Genomic DNA, 19,053 nt, shown 5'->3' on the forward strand with positions numbered 1-19,053 from the left:
TTAATAGTTGAAAGTCTTGACCAGCAGCAGGTCGCCGATCGCCCGCAAGGGCACGATGAACGTCTCGCGTTTTTCGTCGACGGTGTTTTCATTGAGCACCAGATTGATTTGCGAGGTGATCACCTCGTTCTGGTTGCTGTTCTCATCGAAGTTATAGCCGCCGCTGCCGTAGTTGCCCCAATAGTTCACGTAAACCAGATAGGTGCCGTGCATCGGCGCAGTCATGGTGAACATTTCAGGGCCAGGGCCATCGACACCGTCCGGGTCCAGCCCACCGCCGTTGCTCATCGCCGGACTGGCCCAGAACGCGTGCTGGCCGTCGGGGGTAATGATGTGCAGGTCGAGTTCGGCCTTGGGATCGTCCCAGCCCAGCACCACGCGAATCCGCGCCGGGGTGCGCAGGTTATTGGCTTCATAGAATTGAACGCGCTTGAGCGACTTGCCCTCGGAACTGCGCACTTCGACGCTGTTGGAACCGGCGCCGAACGCATACGGGCGGGCAAAACGCCCTTGATCGTCGGTGTACAGATTCAGGGGATTGCCGTTGACCGCCAGGCTGTGGGGCGGACGGAGCGTGCCGAGGGCCTTGAGCTGGCCTTCGATCATTGTGCGATTGCGCTGCACGCCCCGGTCGATGGGCGGTGTGGGATAGGCGACGCGAGGGTTTTCACTGCGGTCCAGCAAGCCGTGATAGCGCCAGCCGCCCACCGGTTCCGATAGCTCGGCCATGGGCTCGGCCCGCGCCACTTGAGCGCAAACCAGCGTAATCAGCAGTGAAAGAACCCAACGCATGTGACGCCTCCTGCCATGCATAACGAAACCTGGCGCCTGATCCTCGGCGCGTTACAGATCAAAAAAACTGCGTTTCGTCAGAAGACCCTGAATATAGGGTCGTTGAAGGCGCGAAGATTAGCCATTCGGCAGTTTTTTAACAATCAGATACATCTATATTTGCGGTGAGAATCACGGTGTTTGTTGGGCGTGAGCCGAATAGCGATCTTATTCGGCTCATAAAGTGAGCCGAATAATCCACACAACCTATATAGACGACATACATCTGTGGCGAGGGAGCTTGCTCCCGCTGGGTAGCGTAGCGGCCCCAAAACCATACATCGCGTTTATTCAGGCCTACCGCGTCCAGAGGCTCGCGACTGCTGCGCAGCCGAACGGGAGCAAGCTCCCTCGCCCCAAGGTGTGTTGTCACCCCGGAACTGCTGCTCCAAATGGCCCAGCTCATTTGCCCATACCCCCCATGTCTGCTAGTGTCGCGCCGGTTTAACGTCAACCGGAAATAGCCGCCATGGCCCGCAAAAAAGCTGCACTGGATTTCGAACAATCCCTCGCTGACCTGCAAACGCTGGTGGAGCGTCTGGAGAACGGCGAATTGTCGCTGGAAGACTCGCTGACCGCTTTCGAGCAGGGCATCGGGCTGACCCGTGATTGCCAGGCGGCGCTGGCCCAGGCCGAGCAGAAGGTTCAAGTGCTGCTCGAGCGTGATGGCGAGTTGGCCGAGGAACCCTTCGACGCGGATCAGCCAGAATGATTGCAGCGTATTCGGCAGCCAGCCAGGCCCGCGTCAATGCAGCACTGGAAACCCTGTTCAACCCGCCGAGCCCTGAGCTCGCCCGCCTCTATGAAGCCATGCGCTACAGCGTGATGAATGGCGGCAAGCGCGTACGTCCGCTGCTGGCCTACGCCGCGTGTGAAGCGCTGGGCGGCAAGGCCGAGCAAGCCAACGGCGCAGCCTGCGCGGTTGAGCTGATCCATGCCTATTCGCTGGTGCACGACGATTTGCCGGCCATGGACGATGACGACCTGCGTCGCGGCCAGCCGACCACCCACAAGAAATTCGACGAAGCCTGCGCGATTCTCGCCGGCGACGGTTTGCAGAGCCTGGCCTTCAGCGCCCTGCTCGACCCACGCCTGAGCTCGTCGGATACCGAAACCCGGCTGCAGATGGTCAGCGCCCTGGCGCTGGCGGCAGGCCCGGCGGGCATGGTCGGCGGGCAAGCCATCGATCTTGGCTCGGTGGGACTGAAGCTCGATCAAAAAGCCCTTGAATACATGCATCGGCACAAGACCGGCGCGTTGATCGAAGTCAGCGTCAAACTCGGTGCCCTGGCCAGTGGCCGTGCCGAGAAGGACGAACTGAAGTCGCTGCAAAGTTATGCACAGGCCATCGGCCTGGCATTTCAGGTCCAGGACGACATTCTCGACGTCGAAAGTGACACCGCCACCCTAGGTAAACGCCAGGGCGCCGACATCGCCCGGGACAAGCCGACCTACCCGGCACTGCTCGGTCTCGACGTGGCCAAGGCCTACGCTCTGGAACTGCGCGACCAGGCCCTGCACGCGCTGCGACCGTTTGACGCGGCAGCCGAGCCCTTGCGCGATCTGGCCCGGTACATCGTTGACCGCCGCAACTGACGGCGTATCCGCCAAAAAAGACCAACGCGTGGGCAGGGGGCGATGCATCAGGTAAACTGCCGCATCTTTTATACCTATAACGATTCGCCTGATGCCCACGACGTTTCATGAGATTCCCCGTAAGCGCCCGACCACGCCCCTGCTCGACCGTGCCAACACGCCGGACGGCCTGCGCCGGTTAGGCGAAGCCGAGCTGGAAACCCTGGCTGATGAGTTGCGCCTGGAATTGCTCTACACGGTCGGCCAGACCGGTGGGCATTTCGGTGCCGGCCTGGGCGTGATCGAGCTGACCATCGCGTTGCACTACGTTTTCGACACCCCGGACGACCGGCTGGTGTGGGACGTGGGTCATCAGGCCTATCCGCACAAAATCCTCACCGGCCGTCGCGCGCGCATGAGCACCCTGCGCCAGAAGGATGGCATCGCCGCCTTCCCGCGTCGTTCCGAGAGCGAGTACGACACCTTTGGCGTCGGCCACTCCAGCACCTCGATCAGCGCAGCGCTGGGCATGGCGATTGCCGCCCGCCTGCAACACAGTGATCGCAAGGCGATCGCGGTGATCGGCGACGGCGCACTGACCGCCGGCATGGCCTTCGAGGCGCTGAACCACGCGCCGGAAGTGGACGCCAACATGCTGGTGATCCTCAACGACAACGACATGTCGATCTCGCGCAACGTCGGCGGGTTGTCGAACTATCTGGCGAAAATCCTTTCCAGCCGCACTTACGCGAGCATGCGCGAAGGCAGCAAAAAGGTCCTGTCGCGCCTGCCCGGCGCCTGGGAAATCGCCCGTCGCACGGAAGAATATGCCAAAGGCATGCTGGTCCCTGGCACGCTGTTCGAAGAGCTGGGCTGGAACTACATCGGCCCGATCGATGGCCACGACCTGCCGACCCTGATCGCCACCCTGCGCAACATGCGCGATCTGAAAGGCCCGCAATTCCTGCACGTGGTCACCAAGAAAGGCAAAGGCTTCGCCCCGGCGGAAGTCGACCCGATCGGTTACCACGCCATTACCAAACTCGAACCGCTGGACGCTCCGGCCGCCGCGCCGAAAAAAGCCAGCGGGCCGAAATATTCCGGTGTGTTTGGTGAGTGGCTGTGCGACATGGCCGCAGCCGATCCGCGCCTGGTCGGGATCACCCCGGCGATGAAGGAAGGCTCCGACCTGGTGGCCTTCAGCGAACGCTTCCCGACGCGCTATTTCGACGTGGCGATTGCCGAGCAACACGCCGTGACCCTGGCAGCCGGCATGGCCTGTGAAGGCGCCAAACCGGTGGTGGCGATCTATTCGACCTTCCTGCAACGCGGTTACGACCAGCTGATTCATGACGTCGCGGTACAAAACCTCGACGTACTGTTCGCCATCGACCGCGCCGGCCTGGTGGGCGAAGACGGCCCGACGCACGCAGGCAGCTTCGACCTGTCGTTCCTGCGTTGCATCCCCGGCATGCTGGTGATGACCCCGAGCGACGAAAACGAACTGCGCAAAATGCTCAGCACCGGCCACCTGTACAACGGCCCGGCAGCGGTGCGTTACCCGCGTGGCACCGGCCCGAATGCACCGATCGCGAAAGACCTCGAACCGATTGAAATCGGCAAGGGCGTGGTTCGTCGCCAGGGCAGCACAGTCGCCCTGCTGGTGTTCGGCGTGCAACTGGCCGAGGCACTGAAAGTCGCCGAGAAGCTGGATGCGACGGTCGTCGACATGCGTTTCGTCAAACCGCTCGACGAAGCACTGGTTCGCGAAATCGCCGGCAGTCACCAATTGCTGGTGACCGTCGAAGAGAACGCGATCATGGGCGGCGCCGGTGGCGCGGTCAGCGAGTTCCTCGCCCGCGAGAACATCCTCAAGTCGGTGCTGCACCTGGGCTTGCCAGACATCTATGTCGAACACGCCAAGCCTGCGCAAATGCTCGCCGAATGCGGGCTGGATGAAGCCGGGATCGAAGAGGCGGTGCGTCAGCGCCTGCAATTGCTGAATATCTGATCCTCTGGCTACATGCAAAACCCTGTGGCGAGGGAGCTTGCTCCCTCGCCACAGGTTAAAGATCGGGTGCGATCAACTGACAGAGCTTGGCCGTCGCTTCGATCATCTGCCCACTCGGTCGTTCCAGGCCTTTATCCGTCACCAACAGCAATTGCCCCTGCGCCACCGCCGTCACCTGGGGCCAGGCCTTCCACGCCTCGAGCTGCGCCTGATCGCTGGCCAGAATCACCTCGGGGTTGCGCTGCAACACCGCCTCCACACTGACCTGCGGTGCAGGCTGTGGCAGATCGGCAAACACATTGCTTGCCCCGCAAACCTGTAGCGCATCGCTGATGATCTGCCCACCGCCCACGGTGTACAGCGGCCGATCCCAGACTTGATAAAACACCCGCAGCGGCTCGTCCCTTCGATAGCGCTGGCGCAGGGAGTCGAGTCGCTGACGCAGTTTTTTGGCCAATGCAACGCCCCGCTCCGCTCGCCCGAGTTGCGTGGCTATCGCTTCGATCTGCACAGTGAGTTGTTCGAGGTTATGCGGTTCGGCGACATAGGTGGGAATGTTCAGCCGTTTGAGCTGTTCACGCTGAGCCGGCCCCACACTGCCTGGCCAGAGCAGCAGTAAATCGGGCTTGAGGCTGAGCAATCGCTCCATGTCCAACTGACCGTAGCGGCCCACCGAAGGAATGTCTTTGAGCTCGGCCGGACGCTCACCGGCATCCAGCACTCCGACCAGCAGGTCAGCCGAATTCAGTTCAATCACGATTTCGGAAAGCGACGGTGCCAGGCTGACAACACGCTCGGCCGCAGCTGCCGGACCACCGATGGCCAGCAACAGGACTGCCAGCCAGACGCATCGCATCAGCCGAGTTGACGCGGGATACGATAGAGGTAGAACAGCACCGCCGTCGACAACGCCAGCAGCATCAGCGGCACGGCTTCCAGACCAACGAAGACTGCCAGTGCGCCGATCCAGGCGGGCAGGCCAGCGACCAGAAACGCAGCACGGCGTTTCGCGGCCAGGGCGATCCAGGCGGCGGGTTCTTCAGGGGTATCGAGGGCTTTTTGGGTCGCGATCAGCGCATGTTTGTAACCGCCAAAGAACTTCAGGCTGACAAACATCGAGGCCACACCGGCAATGAAAAACGGCATGGCCAGCACCGGCAGAATCGCCTCGCTTTGGCCGAATAAGCCATTGACCACGAACAGCGGCAGCAAGGCCAACGCCAGGTATTGCCACCAGTTGACGGCCAGTCGTCGCCGTACCTGACCGCGGGTCACGCCCTGTCAGCCTCGCCCTGGTGCTCGTTGCCCATCATGTGGTCGAGCTTGCTGGCCTTGGTCGCCAGGTAGAGTTTGTTATGCGGGTTGTGCCCGGTGTGCAACGGCACGCGCTCGGCAACCACGATGCCCATGTCAGTCAAGGCTTTGACCTTGCGTGGGTTGTTGGTCATCAGACGCAGGGATTTCACGCCCAGGTGCTCCAGCATCGGCAGGCACATGGCGTAGTCGCGCTGGTCGGCGGCAAAGCCCAGACGTTCGTTGGCTTCAACGGTGTCAGCACCGCCGTCCTGCAATTCATAGGCGCGGATCTTGTTCAGCAGGCCAATGCCGCGACCTTCCTGACGCAAGTAGAGCAATACGCCACGGCCTTCACGGGCGATCGCCTGCAACGCCGCCTCGAGTTGCGAACCGCAGTCGCAACGCTGGCTGAACAAGGCATCGCCGGTCAGGCATTCGGAGTGCAACCGGCCGAGTACCGGCGCACCGTCGGCGATCTCACCCAGACTCAACACCACGTGCTCGCGCCCGTTCTCTTCATCGAGAAAGCCGTGCATGGTGAATTGCGCAAAAGGCGTTGGCAGCTTGGAAGCGGCGACAAAAACGACAGGCACCGGTGTGCTCCTGATCTATAAGTACTGAAGATTCGCAGAGGCGGCATTGTAACAGCACGTTCCTACAGACGCTTAGGCTGAATTATCGGCCATAACGATCAAAAAGTTTGATATCTGCCCCGCGCCCGCATTGAACGTTTTCATTTCGAGCCGAACGGATAGGGCTGTTTCCAGCGTTCGAAGACCGGTTTCAGCTGACCGCTTTTTACCAGCAATTCCATACGCTGGTCGAACAGCACCATCAACTGCCGTGCCCGAGGGGTATCGGCGAAGCACAGGTACAGCGGTAAATCCGCGATGTGCGTGCGGCGGAACTGCGACGGATCCTTGGCTCGGCTGACGATAGAGTTAACCTCGTCCAGCGCGTCAATGTAGTAGTCGACGTGGTTGTGGATCAGCATCGGCAGAATCCCGGTACGCCGCGCGACTTCGTTATAGCGCTGCACGTTGGGCAGGTAAGCCTGGTACTTGTAGCCGCGTACCCAGGCCAAACGGTAATTGCCAAGATTTTCCGGGGTCGGCGCCGGATTGGTGGCCAGGCCCAGTGCATAGATCGGATCGGTATCGAAACTCCAGCGCGGATAGAGCACGTCACTGACTTCATCCCGATAGGCACCGACACACGCGTCCACTTCGCCACGCTGTGCCAGGCCCGTGGCGCGTGTATACGGTTCGATTCGAATATCCAGTTTGACGCCCGCAGGCTCGAACACTTCGCGCAACACGTCCCAGCCCAAACCACGACCTTCGGCGGCGGTAAAGTCTTCCCACGCTTCGCTGGCCAGGTGAATCACGGACGGCGTCGTCGGTGCATCCCCCGCCTGGGCGAACGAGCAAAACGTCGCGAAAACCATCACCATCAACCAGCGGGCCATCTTTCGTCCTCGACTGTAGCCTTCAGGCGAAAAGCCAGACCAGCCCTTGCATCGCCAACCACGCGAACACCCCCGCAAGCACGTCGTCGAGCATGATCCCGACGCCACCGTGCACATGCCGGTCGATCCAGCGAATCGGCCACGGCTTGAGGATGTCGAAGAAGCGGAACATCAGGAACCCCGCCAGCAACCAATACCAACCTTGCGGCACCAACCACAGGGTGATCCACATCCCGACCATTTCGTCCCAGACGATGCCTTCATGGTCGTGCACGCGCAAATCGTCGGCGACCTTGCCGCACAGCCAGAAGCCGAACAGCATGGTGATGCCGAGCATCAGCCAGTAGCCCCAGTCGGGCAGCATCTGCCACAACGGAATAAAGGGTAACGCCACTAACGAACCCCAGGTGCCCGGCGCTTTTGGCAGGGTGCCCGAGCCGAAGCCGAACGCCAGGAAATGCCATGGATTGCGCCAGACCGACGGTGGTACGAACTCCGACGGAACCTGTTTGGGATGATCTGTCACGGTGTCTCCCGAAAATGTTGGTAACCCCGGATTGGCGGGGTGATGTCGTGTCCGTCGGCGTCCAGCAGAATCACGCCCTGCCCTGCAACCACCTGCCCGAGCACATGGATCGGCCAGCCGTCCGCCAGTAACGATGGCAACTCGGCAGGCGGCAAGGTGAAGGCCAGCACGTAATCGTCACCGCCACTCAGGGCAGCCTGCTCAGCGCCGGATTGACCGAGGAAAGCCAGCAGCGCCTTCGACAACGGCAGCCTGCTGCGCTCTACCCGAATCCCGACTTTCGACGCCAGGGCAATATGCCCGCAGTCGGCGAGCAGGCCGTCGGAGATGTCCAACGCGGCGGTGGCCTTGCCACGCAAGGCCTGCCCCAACGCCAGTTGCGGTTGCGGCGACCAGTAGTGGGCCAGCAATGGATCGGCGATGGCCGCGTCCGCAGTCCGCTGGCCGAGCACCAGCGGCAATGCGCCCGCGCCGTTACCCAGTTCACCGCCCACACAGAGTAAATCACCCGGTCGTGCGCCACTGCGGGTCAGCGCCAGACCGGTCGGCACTCGACCGAACACAGTCATGGTCAGGCTCAACGGCCCGCGAGTAGTATCGCCGCCCACCAGTGCCACACGGCAATTCTGCGCCATGAGGTTCAAACCACGGGCGAACGCTTCCAGCCAATCGGAAGTCCCGGTCGGCAAGGTCAAGGCAAGGGTAAAGGCAACGGGGGTGGCGCCCATGGCGGCCAGGTCGCTGACGGCCACGGCCAGCGAGCGCTGGCCGAGCAGAAACGGATCGCAGGGGTCGGCGAAATGCACACCGGCCACCAGCGTATCGGTAGAAATCGCCAACTGCTCCCCGGGAGGAATAGCCAGCAAGGCGCAGTCGTCGCCGATCCCGAGGGCAACGCCTTCACCGCCCTGCGCGCAAGGCGCGGCGGCGAAGAAGTTGCGGATCAGCTCAAACTCACCCATGGCAATGGCAGTTCAAGCGCCAATCAGCGCTTGAACGCCTTCACTTCGGCTTCACGCAGACGCGGGGCCAGCTTGTCGAGCACACCGTTGACGAACTTGTGGCCGTCGGTGGAGCCGAAGACCTTGGCCAGTTCGATACCTTCGTTGATCACCACGCGGTATGGCACGTCGACACGCTTGAGCAGTTCCCAGGTGGACAGGCGCAGAACCGCCAGTTCAACCGGGTCCAGCTCTTCGATGGTCAAGTCCAGGCAAGGCTTGAGCGCGGTGTCGATCTCGGTCTTGAACTGCGGAACCCCGTGCAGGATTTCGCGGAAGTACGCGCCATCGACATCGGTAAAATCGTTATCGACCCGGAACTGCGCTTCGATCTCGTTCAGCGACTGCTTGGCCATATGCCATTGGTACAGCGCCTGGGTCGCGAGCTGACGGGCTTCGCGACGCTTGGCGCTTTTCGATGGCTTGCCGGCATCCGCAGGCTTTGGATCGCGCGGGTTGAAACGATCGCTATCGTCGCTAATCACTTGGCCTCCAACTGCGCCAGCAGGCTGACCATTTCCAGAGCGGACAGGGCTGCTTCAGCACCTTTGTTACCGGCCTTGGTGCCGGAACGTTCGATGGCTTGTTCGATGGAGTCAACGGTCAGTACGCCGAAAGCGACCGGTACGCCGAACTCCATGGACACCTGGGCCAGGCCCTTGGTGCACTCGCCAGCCACGTATTCGAAGTGCGGAGTACCGCCACGAATGACCGCGCCCAGGGCGATGATTGCCGCGAACTCGCCCTTCTGAGCGACTTTCTGCGCAACCAGCGGGATTTCGAAGGCGCCAGGCGCACGGATGATGGTGATGTCGCTTTCGCTCACGCCATGGCGAACCAGGGCATCAACTGCACCGCTGACCAGGCTTTCAACCACGAAGCTGTTGAAACGGCCCACTACCAGAGCGTAGCGGCCTTTAGGGGCGATGAAGGTACCTTCGATGGTCTTCAGGGTCATTCGTTAGATCTCTTAAAGAGCCGGGACGCGTTTTCTACGCATCCCTCAGTGATGTGTTAGCCGCGAATCAAGGACTGGAAACAACCGGTCATTATTCGGAGGGCACGTATTCTACAACTTCCAGATCGAAACCGGATATCGCATTAAATTTCATCGGCGCAGACATCAGGCGCATTTTACGCACGCCCAGGTCCCGAAGGATCTGCGAACCGGCACCAACGATGCTGTAGGTGGTCGGCTTTTTCACTGCGCTGTGGTCGGCGGTTTCGCGGATGTGCGCCAGCAACACGTCGCCATCGAGCGGGTGACCGAGCAACAGCACCACACCGCTGCCAGCCTCGGCAACCGCGGCCATGGCGGCGCGCAGGCTCCAGCGGCCCGGTTGCTTGACCATCAGCAGGTCACGCAGCGGGTCCATGTTGTGCACCCGAACCAGGGTCGGTTCTTCGGCGCACACGTTGCCCAGGGTCAGGGCCATGTGCACGTCGCCTTCCACCGAATCACGATAGGTCACCAGGTTGAACTGGCCCAGTTCGCTGTCCAATGGCTGCTCGGCAATCCGCTGAACGGTACGTTCGTGGATCATCCGGTAGTGGATCAGGTCGGCAATGGTGCCGATCTTGATGTTGTGCTCGGCGGCAAACGCTTCGAGTTCGGCGCGACGGGACATGGTGCCGTCGTCGTTCATCACTTCGCAGATCACACCGCTCGGCTCGAAACCGGCCATGCGTGCCAGGTCGCAAGCCGCTTCGGTATGGCCGGCGCGGGCCAGGGTGCCGCCGGCCTGGGCCATCAGCGGGAAGATGTGGCCGGGGCTGACGATGTCTTCGGCCTTGGCGTCTTTGGCGGCAGCGGCTTGTACGGTACGCGCACGGTCGGCTGCAGAGATACCGGTGGTCACGCCTTCGGCGGCTTCGATGGACACGGTGAACTTGGTGCCGAAGCCGGAACCGTTGCGTGGCGCCATCAATGGCAGCCTGAGCAGTTCGCAGCGCTCGCGGCTCATTGGCATGCAGATCAGGCCACGGGCGTGCTTGGCCATGAAGTTGATGTGCTCAGCCTTGCAGCACTCGGCGGCCATGATCAGGTCGCCTTCGTTCTCGCGGTCTTCGTCATCCATGAGGATGACCATCTTGCCTTGGCGGATGTCTTCAACCAGTTCTTCGATGCTATTGAGCGCCACAAGGCACCCCCTTGAGTCAGGATTTGAGGTAGCCGTTTTGGGCCAGAAAGCTTTCAGTAATAGTGCCGCCAGACTTTTGTGAAGAGCCCGGTTCAGCAGCTTTGTCGCCCAGCAATAGGCGTTCCAGATAACGTGCCAGCAAGTCCACTTCCAGGTTCACCCGGCGACCTGGCTTGTAAGAAGCCATGATGGTTTCGCTCAGGGTGTGCGGAATGATCGTCAGCAGGAATTCGGCGCCATCGACCGCGTTCACCGTCAGGCTGGTGCCGTCGACGGTGATCGAACCTTTATGGGCGATGTACTTGGCCAGTTCTTTCGGCGCACGGATGCGAAATTCCACGGCGCGGGCATTGTCGGTGCGCGAGACCACTTCGCCGACACCATCGACGTGACCGCTGACCAAGTGCCCACCGAGGCGGGTGGTCGGGGTCAGGGCTTTTTCCAGATTCACTGGGCTGCCGCTCTTGAGGTCATTCATGGCGGTGCAGTCGAGGGTTTCGCGACTGACGTCCGCCGCAAAACCATTGCCCGGCAGTTCAACCGCCGTCAGGCACACGCCGTTGACGGCAATGCTGTCGCCCAGTTTGACGTCGCTCAGGTCGAGCTTGCCGGTTTCTACGTAAACCCGCACATCTCCGCCTTTTGGGGTCAATGCACGAATACTGCCGATGGATTCGATGATGCCGGTAAACATGGAGTCCTCCTCGAGAACAGGGCCTTCTGGGCTGCAGCCGGGAATTATACGCTGACCGTTGGGACAGGTATGGCAATGACTCGCCAGTCATCGCCAACCGCGCGGATTTCGGTAATTTTGAGCTCGGGCGCATCTTTCATCTGCGCCAGCGGCCAGTCCAGCAACGGTCGCGCCGTGGAGCCGAGAAACTTGCCGGCAATGAAAATCTGGAACTCGTCCACCAACCCTTGCTGAGCAAACGCCCCGGCCAGACGCGGACCGGCTTCGACCAGCACCTCGTTGACGTCACGGGCAGCCAGTTCAACCAGCAACTTGCGCAGGTCGACCTGGCCATCGTCGCCCGCCACGATCAGGCACTCCGGACCGTTGGCGTATTGCTCTTCGATCGCCATGCACGTCGCAACCAACGCCGGACCAGCCTTGAAAAACGGCGCGTCCAGAGGCACCCGCAGGCGACCGTCGATCAGCACGCGCAGTGGCGGACGGCTCATGGCCAAGGCGGTTTGTTCGGGATCGAGGCCCAATTCATCGGCACGCACGGTCAAGCGGGCATTGTCCGCCAGCACCGTGTCGGCGCCGGTCAGCACCACGCTGGCCTGCGCGCGCAGCCGTTGTACCGCCGAGCGCGCCGCCGGGCCGGTAATCCATTGGCTCTCGCCGCTTTCCATCGCTGTGCGACCGTCGAGGCTCATGGCCAACTTGACCCGCACGAACGGCAAGCCGTGTTCCATGCGCTTGAGGAAGCCTTCATTGAGCTTGCGCGCCTCACCTTCCAGCACGCCGCTTTCGGTGGCGATTCCCGCCTGGGCCAGACGTTGCAGACCGCGACCGGCAACTTCCGGGTTCGGGTCCTGCATCGCCGCAACGACGCGCGCCACACCGGCATTCACCAGCGCATCGGCGCAGGGCGGTGTACGTCCGTGGTGGCTGCACGGTTCCAGGGTCACGTAAGCCGTGGCGCCTCGCGCCTTGTCACCGGCGGCACGCAAGGCGTGGACTTCGGCATGGGGCTCGCCGGCGCGCACATGCCAGCCTTCGCCGACAATCTGCCCGTCACGCACCACCACGCAGCCAACCCGCGGGTTGGGGTGCGTCGTGTAATGACCTTTGCGCGCCAGTTCCAGGGCACGGGCCATGTAATGGGCGTCGAGGATGGCTTGTTCCGGGGAGGTGGTCATTCTTTCACCGGTTCACGGGCGAGGCGATCGATCTCTTCGCGGAACTCGTTGAGGTCCTGGAAGCGTCGGTACACCGAAGCGAAGCGGATATAGGCGACTTCATCAAGCTTTTTCAGCTCGGCCATCACCAGTTCGCCGACCACGAGGGATTTGACCTCGCGCTCGCCAGTGGCGCGCAGCTTGTGTTTGATGTGCACCAGCGACGATTCCAGGCGCTCGACACTCACCGGGCGCTTCTCCAGCGCTCGCTGCATGCCGGCACGCAGTTTTTCTTCGTCGAACGGCTGGCGACTGCCGTCGGTTTTGATCAGGCGCGGCAACACCAGTTCAGCGGTTTCGAACGTCGTGAAGCGTTCGCCGCAGGCCAGGCATTCACGCCGGCGGCGCACCTGTTCGCCCTCGGCGACCAGACGCGAGTCGATGACCTTGGTGTCGTTGGCACCGCAGAAGGGACAGTGCATGGTGGCAGGCAACAAAAAATGGGAGGGCCATGGTAGCGCATCCCCGTGGCAAGACAAGCCATAGGGTTTGCGGTATACAGACGGGCTATAATGTTTTCACCTTGCTGGAGCCGCCAATGTCGTTACGACCGCTCGTTTTGCTCAGTCTTTTCAGCCTGCTGGTGGCCTGTGGCAGCGATGCACCCAAGCCCCAGCCACCAACACCAGGCCCAGCGCCGCAACAGGCGCAGAAGAAGGCCAAGGCGTCTGCCGAGCTCGGCCCGCTGCCGGCTTACCAACGTGAAATCAGTGGCACCCTGATGGGCGTGCCGGCCGACGCCGAAGTCGAACTGGCGCTGCTGGTGATCGACGAAAAGGATCGCCCGCAACAATTGCTCGCCAGTGCCAACCTGATCGGCACCAATCAGGTGTTGCCGTTTCGCCTGCGTTTCAACCCTGAATCCTTCCCGGTTGGCGCTCGCGTTGAACTGCGCGGCCGCGCCAGCCAGTCCGGGCAGTTGATTCTGCATCTGCCGGCGCAACTCATCACCCAGCCGACGACCCAGGCCCTGGGTCAGTTGCAATTCGTCAAAGCGCCATGATTGCACCGCTCGACCTGCAACAGGCGTTGGGTGAACTGCTCGGTGACGCACAGCTTGTAGCCTGTGAATTGCCGGGCACCAAGCTGAAACTCTGGCTGATCGACGGCGACAACATGGACCGCGCTTTCAGCCCCGAAGAAACCCGGCGGATTCTCCACGAGCCGCCGTACTGGAGTTTCTGCTGGGCCAGTGGGCTGGCCGTGGCCCGCTATCTCGCCGAACACCCGCACTGGGTCGTAGGCAAACGGGTGCTGGATTTCGGCGCCGGTTCCGGCGTGGCTGCGATTGCGGCCGTGAAGGCGGGGGCGCTGGAAGTGGTGGCCTGTGACCTGGACCCGCTGGCGATTGCCGCGTGTCGGGCGAACGCCGAACTCAATGATGTGCAGCTGCGCTACTCGACGGATTTTTTCGCCGAAGCGGATCGATTTGATCTGGTTCTGGTGGCCGACGTGTTGTACGACCGGGAAAATCTGCCGCTACTCGACGAGTTTCTCAGCCGTGGCCGGGAAGCGTTGGTGGCGGATTCACGGGTGCGGGATTTTCGCCATCCGCTGTATCGGCGCATCGAGATGCTGGAGGCGATGACCTTGCCGGACCTGGCCGAGCCCGAAGAGTTTCGGCATGTGAGCCTTTACCACGCGCGGCGCGGTTAGCAAAAAGCTTCACGGGCAAGAGTTGGATCACCCCCGCTTTCAGCCGCCCCCCACCAAGCCTTATAGTGGCCTCATCCACGCTTTTACGAGATCCCCCATGAGTCAGGAAACGCCGTACATCTTCGACGCCACGACTGCCGATTTCGACCAGTCGGTGATCGAGAACTCTTTCCACAAACCGGTACTGGTGGATTTCTGGGCCGAATGGTGTGCGCCGTGCAAGGCCTTGATGCCGATGCTGCAAACCATCGCCGAGAGCTATCAGGGTGAGTTGCTGCTGGCCAAGGTCAACTGCGACATCGAGCAGGACATTGTTGCGCGTTTCGGCATTCGCAGCCTGCCGACCGTGGTGCTGTTCAAGGACGGTCAGCCGGTGGACGGTTTTGCCGGTGCGCAACCGGAATCCGCAGTGCGCACGATGCTCGAACCTCATGTGCAAATGCCGCCTCCAGCCGCCGCCGACCCGTTTGAACAGGCTCAGGCGCTGTTCGATGAAGGCCGTTTCGCCGACGCCGAAGCCACGCTCAAAATCTTGCTGACTGAAGACAACACCAATGCCAAGGCACTGATCCTCTACGCCCGCTGCCTTACCGAGCGCGGCGAACTGAGTGAAGCGCAAGCCGTACTCGACGCGGTCAAGACCGATGAACACAAGGCCGCGCTGGCCGGCGCCAAGGCGCAGATCCAGTTTCTCGGCCAGGCCAGGGATTTGCCGGATGCGGCAGACCTGAAAGCACGCCTGGCGAAAAATCCGCAGGATGATGAGGCGGTCTATCAGTTGGCGATCCAGCAACTGGCCCGTCAGCAATACGATGCGGCGCTGGATGCGTTGCTGAAACTGTTCATCCGCAACCGCAGCTACAACGAAGGCTTGCCACACAAGACCTTGCTGCAAGTGTTCGAACTGCTGGGCAACGATCACCCGTTGGTGACCACGTACCGTCGCAAGCTGTTTGCCGCGCTCTATTAAGCTCTTTTTTGCGGCTTACTCGATCCAGCTGTAGAGCGGTGTATCCCCGCCGCTCACCACTTTGACATCTGCGCAGTGGCGCAAGCGCACCAACAAGCGCTTGCCCGCCGCTGCGCTGCCGGTCAGCCCTTCCAGCTGCTCCAGCAAATCCGGCCCACTCAATTGCCCGGCCTTGCGCAGCAATTCTTTGGCGATCTGCCATAGCGCATCATCCTGATTCACCGGTTTGACCGGTGTTGCACTCGCCTCGGGTTTGGCAGCCTGCAACTGCGCACCGAGCTGCGCCCAGTCGCCCTCATCCAGTTCAAGGGTCAAATCCACCGGCCAGTCGCCGATGCTTCCGCGTATTCGCAACATAAGTCTGCTCCAGCACATACCTGACTCGCATGCTCCCATGGGTCTTGCACAACGCCAAGCAGACGGTCAAACTCTCGGCACTTTCGTTATAAGATTACATAACAAATTTTTCATTTTACTTTTCGGAGACCCGTCATGCGCCGTCTGCTGCTCGCTTTGCCGTTTGCCTTGTTACCGCTGGCTGTCGCCCACGCGGCTGTCGAGCAAGATCACGACCATGAGCACGGCAGCCTCGGTGCCCACGAACACGGCGTCGGTCGCTTGAATGCGGCGCTGGACGGCCAGACCCTGGAGCTGGAACTGGAAAGCCCGGCAATGAACCTGGTGGGTTTCGAGCACGCCGCCACCACCGATGCCGACAAGGCCAAAGTCGCTGCCGTCCGCGCCCAACTGGAAAAACCAATGACACTGTTCAACCTGCCGAAAGCCGCCGGTTGCGTGGTCGCGACCCAGGAGCTGGAAAGCCCGTTGTTCGGTGACAAACCGGATACCGACGATGAGCATGAAGAAGCCAAGGACGGTCACGAGCATCAACATGACCACAGCGAAATCCACGCCCGTTACCAATTCAGCTGCTCGGCCCCGGGCGCGCTGAAGACCCTGGACCTGGCGACTGTCTTCAACACGTTCCCGGCTACCCAGAAGATTCAGGTACAACTGGTCAGCCCGAGCGGGCAGCAAGGGGTTGAAGTGACGGCCAAAACCGCCGCCCTGAAATTCTGATCCGACACCGCTCCCACAGGGTTCACCATCAACCTGACCGGTTTCACATGACCCAAGCACTCATCGAACTGTCCGACCTGGGCTTCAGCTGGCCCGGTCACCCACCGTTGCTGGACATCCCGGCGTTTCGCCTGGAGCCTGGTGAAACCCTGTTCCTCAAAGGCCCCAGCGGCAGCGGCAAGACCACCCTGCTCGGCTTGCTCGGCGGTGTGCAAAAGCCTGATCGCGGCAGCATCCGGCTGCTCGGCCAGGAATTGACTGAACTGTCTGCCGGGGCTCGCGACCACTTCCGGGTCGATCACACCGGCTACATCTTCCAGCAGTTCAACTTGCTGCCGTTTCTGTCGGTGCGGGAGAACGTCGAATTGCCCTGTCACTTCTCGAAACTGCGCGCCGAGCGGGCGAAACAGCGCCACGGCAGCGTCGATCAGGCCGCCGCCACCCTGCTCGCCCATCTGGGCCTGAAGGACGAAAACATTCTGGGCCGTCGTGCCGATTCGCTGTCCATCGGCCAGCAGCAGCGAGTCGCTGCCGCGCGTGCGCTGATCGGTCAGCCGGAACTGGTGATCGCCGACGAACCGACCTCGGCACTGGATTACGACGCCCGCGAAAACTTCATTCGCCTGCTGTTCGCCGAATGCCGCGAAGCCGGCTCGAGCCTGTTGTTCGTCAGCCACGATCAGAGCCTCGCGCCGCTGTTCGATCGCCACCTGTCGCTGGCCGATCTCAATCGCGCCGCCACCCCGTCCGAGGTTTGAGATGTATTTGTTTCGTCTAGCCATGGCCAGCCTCGCTAACCGTCGCTTCACCGCGATCCTCACCGCGTTCGCCATCGCCCTGTCGGTCTGCCTGCTGCTGGCGGTGGAGCGGGTGCGCACCGAGGCCAAGGCCAGTTTCGCCAGCACCATCAGCGGCACCGATCTGATCGTCGGCGCGCGTTCCGGCTCGGTGAACCTGCTGCTGTATTCGGTATTCCGTATCGGCAACGCCACCAACAACATCCGCTGGGACAGCTTCGAGCAGTTCGCCAACAACCCGAAAGTGAAGTGGGCGATCCCGATGTCCCTCGGCGATTCCCATCGTGGTTATCGGGTGATGGGCACCACTGAGGCGTACTTCGAGCATTACCAGTACGGCCATCAACAGCATCTGGAACTGGCCGACGGCCGTGCCTTCGCCAGCGATCCGTTCGAAGTGGTGCTCGGTGCCGAAGTGGCCGACGCGCTGCACTACAAACTCGGCGACAAACTGGTGCTGGCCCATGGCGTGGCGGCAATCAGCCTGGTCAAGCATGACGACAAACCGTTCACCGTGGTCGGCATTCTCAAACGCACCGGCACCCCGGTGGACCGCACGCTGCACATCAGCCTCGGCGGCATGGAAGCGATCCACATCGACTGGCACAACGGTGTACCGGCGCGGGGTAACGGTCGGGTCAGTGCCGATCAGGCGCGCAATATGGACCTGACGCCGCAAGCGATCACCGCGTTCATGCTCGGCCTTAACAACAAGATTTCGACCTTCGCGCTGCAACGTGAAATCAACGAGTTCCGTGGCGAACCGATGCTGGCAATCCTGCCGGGTGTGGCGTTGCAGGAGCTGTGGAGTTTGATGAGCACGGCGGAAAAAGCCTTGTTCGTCGTCTCGCTGTTCGTGGTGCTGACGGGGTTGATCGGCATGCTCACGGCGATTCTCACCAGCCTCAACGAGCGACGCCGGGAGATGGCGATTCTGCGTTCGGTGGGCGCGCGGCCATGGCATATCGCGACTTTACTGGTGCTGGAAGCGTTTGCCCTGGCGCTGTCGGGAGTGATTGCCGGCGTGGCGCTGCTGTATGTGGGCATCGCCGTGGCGCAGGGTTACGTGCAGTCGAATTACGGTTTGTACCTGCCGCTGGCCTGGCCAAGCGAATATGAATGGACGCTGCTCGGTGGCATCCTGATCGCCGCGCTGCTGATGGGCAGCGTGCCGGCCTGGCGCGCTTATCGCCAATCCTTGGCCGATGGCCTGTCGATCCGCCTGTGAGGACGTTGAACATGCCCCGCGCTCTGCTTGCGCTGTTGATGCTGGTCGCTTTGCCGCTGTGGGCGGCCGAGCCGAAAGACCTGACCTGGTCGGAAATGATCCCGCCGGATGCCCCGCCGGAAGTGCCGAACATGACGCCGCTGCACGACCTGTCGAAGATGAGCGATGCGTTGTCCGCGGAGTCGGCCCCGGCCGCCAAACAGGACATGCCGAACGCGCCGGTGGTGAAAAGTCTCGATGGCCAGAACATTCGCTTGCCGGGGTACATCGTGCCGCTGGAGGTCAGTGAAGAAGGCCGCACCACGGAGTTTCTGCTGGTGCCGTATTTCGGCGCCTGCATCCACGTACCGCCTCCGCCGTCGAACCAGATCGTGCACGTCAAAAGCGAAGTCGGCGTGAAGCTCGATGAGCTGTACCAGCCGTACTGGGTCGAAGGTGCGTTGCAGGTCAAGGCGTCCACCAGCGAACTGGCGGATGCCGGGTATCAGATGGAGGCGCAGAAGATTTATGTGTATGAACTGCCGGAGTGAATCCGGTGGTGATCTGTCGCCTACAAGACTGC

The 19,053-nt window shown here is 61.6% G+C and carries 24 protein-coding genes; 10 read left to right on the forward strand and 14 right to left on the reverse strand.

Going from position 1 to position 19,053, the window contains the following annotated elements; genetic code table 11:
* Nucleotides 1-792 (reverse strand): YfaP family protein, encoded by a 792-nt coding sequence (locus FFH90_RS27245; protein ID WP_138866364.1) that lies wholly within the window; start codon nt 790-792, stop codon nt 1-3.
* 508 nt (nt 793-1,300) lie between these two features.
* On the opposite strand from FFH90_RS27245, the gene FFH90_RS27255 reads away from it, so the two are divergent.
* The 3 genes from FFH90_RS27255 to dxs all read left to right on the forward strand — a co-directional run bounded on the left by FFH90_RS27255 (nt 1,301) and on the right by dxs (nt 4,417).
* Nucleotides 1,301-1,543, forward strand: a complete 243-nt coding sequence (locus FFH90_RS27255) for an exodeoxyribonuclease VII small subunit (RefSeq protein WP_007894317.1) — start codon at nt 1,301-1,303, stop codon at nt 1,541-1,543.
* Entirely contained in the window at nt 1,540-2,427 is an 888-nt protein-coding gene (gene ispA / locus FFH90_RS27260) for a (2E,6E)-farnesyl diphosphate synthase (RefSeq protein WP_064620644.1), read from the forward strand. Before FFH90_RS27255 ends, ispA begins: the two co-directional genes overlap by 4 nt.
* A 91-nt stretch (nt 2,428-2,518) precedes the next feature.
* Nucleotides 2,519-4,417: a 1-deoxy-D-xylulose-5-phosphate synthase gene (gene dxs, locus FFH90_RS27265; RefSeq protein WP_018925697.1), complete on the forward strand. Its 1,899-nt coding sequence runs from the start codon at nt 2,519-2,521 to the stop codon at nt 4,415-4,417.
* 55 nt (nt 4,418-4,472) lie between these two features.
* Here the strand turns inward: dxs and FFH90_RS27270 are convergent, their stop codons facing one another.
* From FFH90_RS27270 to nrdR, 12 genes are all read right to left on the reverse strand, one after another.
* Nucleotides 4,473-5,273: a cobalamin-binding protein gene (locus tag FFH90_RS27270; RefSeq protein WP_138866365.1), complete on the reverse strand. Its 801-nt coding sequence runs from the start codon at nt 5,271-5,273 to the stop codon at nt 4,473-4,475.
* Nucleotides 5,273-5,692 (reverse strand): hypothetical protein, encoded by a 420-nt coding sequence (locus FFH90_RS27275; RefSeq protein WP_019581376.1) that lies wholly within the window; start codon nt 5,690-5,692, stop codon nt 5,273-5,275. Before FFH90_RS27275 ends, FFH90_RS27270 begins: the two co-directional genes overlap by 1 nt.
* On the reverse strand, nt 5,689-6,306 hold the full coding sequence (gene ribA, locus FFH90_RS27280; protein ID WP_018925694.1) for a GTP cyclohydrolase II: 618 nt from the start codon (nt 6,304-6,306) through the stop codon (nt 5,689-5,691). The genes FFH90_RS27275 and ribA overlap by 4 nt, the downstream gene beginning before the upstream one ends.
* A 140-nt stretch (nt 6,307-6,446) precedes the next feature.
* The gene (locus tag FFH90_RS27285; protein ID WP_138866366.1) at nt 6,447-7,181 is read right to left on the reverse strand and encodes a transporter substrate-binding domain-containing protein; all 735 of its coding nucleotides are present in this window, start codon (nt 7,179-7,181) and stop codon (nt 6,447-6,449) included.
* A 22-nt stretch (nt 7,182-7,203) separates the two neighbouring features.
* Nucleotides 7,204-7,707: a phosphatidylglycerophosphatase A gene (locus FFH90_RS27290; protein ID WP_018925692.1), complete on the reverse strand. Its 504-nt coding sequence runs from the start codon at nt 7,705-7,707 to the stop codon at nt 7,204-7,206.
* Nucleotides 7,704-8,669 (reverse strand): thiamine-phosphate kinase, encoded by a 966-nt coding sequence (thiL, locus tag FFH90_RS27295; protein WP_064620653.1) that lies wholly within the window; start codon nt 8,667-8,669, stop codon nt 7,704-7,706. Before thiL ends, FFH90_RS27290 begins: the two co-directional genes overlap by 4 nt.
* A 23-nt stretch (nt 8,670-8,692) precedes the next feature.
* Nucleotides 8,693-9,193, reverse strand: coding sequence for a transcription antitermination factor NusB (gene nusB / locus FFH90_RS27300; RefSeq protein WP_007933632.1), 501 nt, complete (start codon nt 9,191-9,193; stop codon nt 8,693-8,695).
* Nucleotides 9,190-9,666: a 6,7-dimethyl-8-ribityllumazine synthase gene (gene ribE, locus FFH90_RS27305; RefSeq protein WP_003228649.1), complete on the reverse strand. Its 477-nt coding sequence runs from the start codon at nt 9,664-9,666 to the stop codon at nt 9,190-9,192. The genes nusB and ribE overlap by 4 nt, the downstream gene beginning before the upstream one ends.
* A gap of 91 nt (nt 9,667-9,757) precedes the next feature.
* Nucleotides 9,758-10,849 (reverse strand): bifunctional 3,4-dihydroxy-2-butanone-4-phosphate synthase/GTP cyclohydrolase II, encoded by a 1,092-nt coding sequence (gene ribBA, locus FFH90_RS27310; protein ID WP_111454193.1) that lies wholly within the window; start codon nt 10,847-10,849, stop codon nt 9,758-9,760.
* A gap of 16 nt (nt 10,850-10,865) precedes the next feature.
* Nucleotides 10,866-11,543, reverse strand: a complete 678-nt coding sequence (locus FFH90_RS27315) for a riboflavin synthase (protein ID WP_064620656.1) — start codon at nt 11,541-11,543, stop codon at nt 10,866-10,868.
* 44 nt (nt 11,544-11,587) lie between these two features.
* Nucleotides 11,588-12,721: a bifunctional diaminohydroxyphosphoribosylaminopyrimidine deaminase/5-amino-6-(5-phosphoribosylamino)uracil reductase RibD gene (ribD, locus tag FFH90_RS27320; RefSeq protein WP_018925688.1), complete on the reverse strand. Its 1,134-nt coding sequence runs from the start codon at nt 12,719-12,721 to the stop codon at nt 11,588-11,590.
* Nucleotides 12,718-13,182: a transcriptional regulator NrdR gene (nrdR, locus tag FFH90_RS27325; protein WP_007906838.1), complete on the reverse strand. Its 465-nt coding sequence runs from the start codon at nt 13,180-13,182 to the stop codon at nt 12,718-12,720. Before nrdR ends, ribD begins: the two co-directional genes overlap by 4 nt.
* 116 nt (nt 13,183-13,298) lie before the next feature.
* On the opposite strand from nrdR, the gene FFH90_RS27330 reads away from it, so the two are divergent.
* From FFH90_RS27330 to trxA, 3 genes are all read left to right on the forward strand, one after another.
* Complete coding sequence (locus tag FFH90_RS27330) at nt 13,299-13,763, forward strand: YbaY family lipoprotein (RefSeq protein WP_018925687.1); 465 nt, start codon at nt 13,299-13,301, stop codon at nt 13,761-13,763.
* Nucleotides 13,760-14,416 carry a methyltransferase gene (locus tag FFH90_RS27335; RefSeq protein WP_138866367.1) on the forward strand — a complete coding sequence of 219 codons (657 nt, stop codon included), beginning with the start codon at nt 13,760-13,762 and terminating at the stop codon, nt 14,414-14,416. Before FFH90_RS27330 ends, FFH90_RS27335 begins: the two co-directional genes overlap by 4 nt.
* A gap of 97 nt (nt 14,417-14,513) precedes the next feature.
* On the forward strand, nt 14,514-15,386 hold the full coding sequence (gene trxA, locus FFH90_RS27340) for a thioredoxin (RefSeq protein WP_138866368.1): 873 nt from the start codon (nt 14,514-14,516) through the stop codon (nt 15,384-15,386).
* 15 nt (nt 15,387-15,401) lie between these two features.
* Here trxA and FFH90_RS27345 read toward each other — a convergent pair whose 3' ends face one another.
* Complete coding sequence (locus FFH90_RS27345) at nt 15,402-15,743, reverse strand: hypothetical protein (RefSeq protein ID WP_111454190.1); 342 nt, start codon at nt 15,741-15,743, stop codon at nt 15,402-15,404.
* 135 nt (nt 15,744-15,878) lie between these two features.
* Between FFH90_RS27345 and FFH90_RS27350 the strand changes: the two genes are divergently transcribed.
* The 4 genes from FFH90_RS27350 to FFH90_RS27365 are packed head-to-tail and all read left to right on the forward strand — an operon-like array spanning nt 15,879 to nt 19,021.
* Nucleotides 15,879-16,466 carry a DUF2796 domain-containing protein gene (locus tag FFH90_RS27350; RefSeq protein WP_138866369.1) on the forward strand — a complete coding sequence of 196 codons (588 nt, stop codon included), beginning with the start codon at nt 15,879-15,881 and terminating at the stop codon, nt 16,464-16,466.
* Between the two features lie 47 nt (nt 16,467-16,513).
* Entirely contained in the window at nt 16,514-17,224 is a 711-nt protein-coding gene (locus FFH90_RS27355) for an ABC transporter ATP-binding protein (RefSeq protein ID WP_019650853.1), read from the forward strand.
* Nucleotide 17,225: 1 nt separating this feature from the next.
* Nucleotides 17,226-18,491, forward strand: a complete 1,266-nt coding sequence (locus FFH90_RS27360; protein ID WP_007933653.1) for an ABC transporter permease — start codon at nt 17,226-17,228, stop codon at nt 18,489-18,491.
* 11 nt (nt 18,492-18,502) lie between these two features.
* Nucleotides 18,503-19,021 carry a DUF3299 domain-containing protein gene (locus tag FFH90_RS27365; protein WP_018925681.1) on the forward strand — a complete coding sequence of 173 codons (519 nt, stop codon included), beginning with the start codon at nt 18,503-18,505 and terminating at the stop codon, nt 19,019-19,021.
* The last annotated feature ends 32 nt before the right edge of the window (nt 19,022-19,053 follow it).

It is taken from the genome of Pseudomonas sp. ATCC 43928 (assembly GCF_005938665.2).
In the GTDB taxonomy this organism is placed as follows: domain Bacteria; phylum Pseudomonadota; class Gammaproteobacteria; order Pseudomonadales; family Pseudomonadaceae; genus Aquipseudomonas.